Genomic DNA, 3,290 nt, shown 5'->3' with positions numbered 1-3,290 from the left:
GATTTGCGACAACCCGAAACGCCCATCTGGCAGATATGAAAGTACAGCGAAGATCATCGCACTACATGAACCGGATGACGATGTGATTTGGGGAGACGCTTACGTGCAAATGATTTTCACTTTGTGTAGCAAGTGCAATTGCATCAACGTTACGAACCAACGCACATAACGTGCGGCGCACTCTGCGATACACCGGATCCGGGTTTGCAAGGTTTCGCGAATGCTAACTTAACCCTCTCGGTCCGCTGATGTCGGATGTTCTTGCGGGATCGTGCACAGCCTAATGGGGTCGAAGTGGTTGCTCAGGTGTCGAACGTTGTTTCCAGATTACTTCGGCAGTGACATCGTATCGGGCGGTCTTCACTTTCATTGGAACTTACTGTGAGTTCAAGCCTGCCTGTCAGACCGATGCGCGGTTGGTCTTAACCACAGATTTACCCAGATGGACACAGGTGTGATTGATCGGGGTTCGTATCTGTGTGGATCTGCGTGTATCGGTGGTTGTTGATGACGCCCGGAATGACACGGCGCTAGATCGCTGCGTTTCCGATTCTTCATTGTCGTTTGTTGCTCGAGCCTATTTCGGTCGCTATCCTGAGGTTCATTGATCGCCGTCCGACTGGCGATTCGTCCGCCACGCAGGCCCATCGCAAGAACCAGCGTGGTGCACCCGAGCGGCGGCGACGTGTTTTCGTGAGCACAAAATCTAGGGCCGCCGCCGGGCGATCGGTAACTTTATGCATGAAAGCCTCGAACCGTGCCTCTTCGATTGATCCGAAAGCTACTCGGGATTGAGAAGCCGCTCTCGAACTTGGAATTGCTTCAACGTGCGGCAAAGCGTTGCTCAAGGAGTAAGGCACCCACGCCTACTCCGCCCCTGATCATTCCACGTGCGGACGCGGTCGCGATACTCGCGTCTTTTGACTGCGCGAACCGAGATGTACCTGACTCTGGAATTAGCGTTCACGATCTCGAAGACGTGCTTTACGACGCTGGAGCCGATCTAGTTGTCGATTGGCGTTCGTCACTGCAAGACGTCACACCAATCATCGCCACAACGTTGGGACGTTTACGGATCGAGACCAGCATTGATCTCTTCGGCGAAGACCTGAACGAGGCTACGATGATCGTTGCTGGCAAGACTTCCGATATTAAATACGTTGCAGGTGATGACGATGACTTCGATACAGTGATCGCAGCGATCAATTCCTTAATCCGTTCCACCGCGTCGTTTCGCAAGTTTCGGTCTTGCGAAGGGACCGATGGCTGGCGTTACGCGGCGCTGTCAAACGACTCCTGGTCACAACTCGATTCGACATATGGACCTACGGTTGATACGATTTTCGTTGCCCTGGACGACTAAACGACAGAATGCATCACCAAGTCGTGCAACGGAGCACGGCATATGGCGTCTACAAATGGATATCCTATTGGCCGTGCCCGCTGACGACCGACGTTCGTCGATTGAGATTTCGCGGCCTGCAGAGGTTGACATTGCCTCCAGCTAGGCCCCTCCGATACCATCGCAGCCAACAACAAACTCAAAATGGACACTGCAGTGAACAAACTCGTAATCGCAACGATCTGCTTCATCATCTTTGCTGGCACAGCACTAAGAGGAAACGCAACGCCCGAAGATTCAGAGCAGCGAACTTCGGCTCCGCTCAATCAAGTACCGTTCACTAGCGTCAACGACCTGAAAACGTTTCTTTTTGAAAATGACAAAGCTGCACTGAATCTCACCCGGCCTGAGATTGAACACCTACTCCCTCGTGATACTACGTTTGGCGTTGTACTCGTACGCGGAAACGGCCATCATAGCCGTGTTGAGTACAGGATGCCACTCGCAGACGATGGCGAGGAGTTGGTACTAACGTTTTCCAATACCCTTGGTTCGAGAACATCCCGTTTTTCTGGTTTCTGGATCGAACCAAACGACGAACAACGATGCCGTGAACCGGAGTCGCGTGTCAAGCGTTTTGGCGATAGCACACTCATTCGCCGCGCCCCGGTTACGGCCGCCGTTTGTCGTATCTGAGATACCAACTTGGATTTTGATCGCGCACTTTCTTCGGACTCGATCCGGACTCATGTTTACGCAGCGACTTTCCTCGGCGGTGAAGGAAAGTTCGGATCGCTCTATCTAGCCAAGCTTCTTTCACGATGCCACGCAATCAATCCAAATTCCGATGTGCTTTCCGATGACCAGCGATGTTTGATCTCTCGCGGCGCAATGTCGATGGCTAGGATTGTGAACGCTGTCGGATACGACGGTGCTGACACCGTGCATGCGAGCGTTCTTCAGTGGATCGTTTCACTTTCAACCTCCCGTTACATCGAGATCGCTGGAACGTCGATTCACGCACTGTCGACCTTAGGTGTCCCACCCGAGGAAACGCGTACAACGCTTGAGCATTTGATCCAGTCCGAAAGACGCCCTGACGATTACCCTTTGGTTACTTGTCGTGGCACAGCCTTTCGTTGTTTGGCCGCGATCGATAGACAATTCGTAGCACCGTATCTGGACACGCCTGCGTGCAGTGACCATGTTGCATTGCTCAAACACTGGTTGGAGAATGCTCCTGACAACCGTAAGCTACTCAAAGAGCTACAATGGCTAACGGGGCAATGACGACGAACGAGGCGATGCACGTCAGCCGCCGAGTCGAGTTAATTGAAGTGGTCAGTCGTTCGCGGGCGTCAAGTGATCGCAATCGTTCTGCAACTGAATCCAGATGTTGCGTTACCGCTACCGTTTGTCGAGTCCGCGAAACGTGTGGCTACTGCCCTCGCCAAATCAAAATCTGCATCCGTCAAATGAACACACGCCGACTCAGACAATTTACATTGAGATCCATGCTGCTGCTTGTCGCAGCCTGTGCGTGTTGTCTTGTTTTACTTCGTCCATATTTTGAACGACAGAACCTTCGTAGCAGGGTTAGTGCTCTTGGCGGAATAACTTATTTTGATTGCTCCGACCTTCCGGATTGGATCAGAAAGAGGACATCCGACGAGACACTTGAATCTTGGGGGTTAGCCGAAGTCTTCACCGTGAACCTTCAAAAAACGGATGCCAATGACGCGGACCTAGAGGTCATCTTGGGACGAGCAGGCTATGGGCGTATCTTTCTCAGCTATACCGGCATTACTGACGATGGATTGAGGCACCTGACAAAACAGCCGCAATTAGAGACTGTTGTGTTGGACCACACGGAAGTTGGGGATGAGGGGTTGTTGACTCTCCGTTCGCTTCCAAATCTGACGACCTTGGACCTTAGCGGGACGGCAGT

General features: G+C 52.4%; 2 protein-coding genes and 1 pseudogene. All 3 read left to right on the top strand.

The window, feature by feature from the left end; genetic code table 11:
- The first annotated feature begins 979 nt into the window (after positions 1-979).
- The gene (locus ABX962_RS33145) at positions 980-1,363 is read left to right on the top strand and encodes a hypothetical protein (RefSeq protein ID WP_372725963.1); all 384 of its coding nucleotides are present in this window, start codon (positions 980-982) and stop codon (positions 1,361-1,363) included.
- A gap of 195 nt (positions 1,364-1,558) precedes the next feature.
- Positions 1,559-2,038, top strand: a complete 480-nt coding sequence (locus ABX962_RS33140; RefSeq protein ID WP_372725962.1) for a hypothetical protein — start codon at positions 1,559-1,561, stop codon at positions 2,036-2,038.
- A gap of 1,013 nt (positions 2,039-3,051) precedes the next feature.
- A pseudogene (locus ABX962_RS33135) lies at positions 3,052-3,290 on the top strand (hypothetical protein); the annotation flags it as partial.

It is taken from the genome of Novipirellula sp. (genome assembly GCF_041583735.1).
Taxonomy (GTDB): domain Bacteria; phylum Planctomycetota; class Planctomycetia; order Pirellulales; family Pirellulaceae; genus Novipirellula.
The sequence above is the reverse complement of the archived record's forward strand: the minus strand, read 5'-3'. Positions and strand labels throughout refer to the sequence as shown.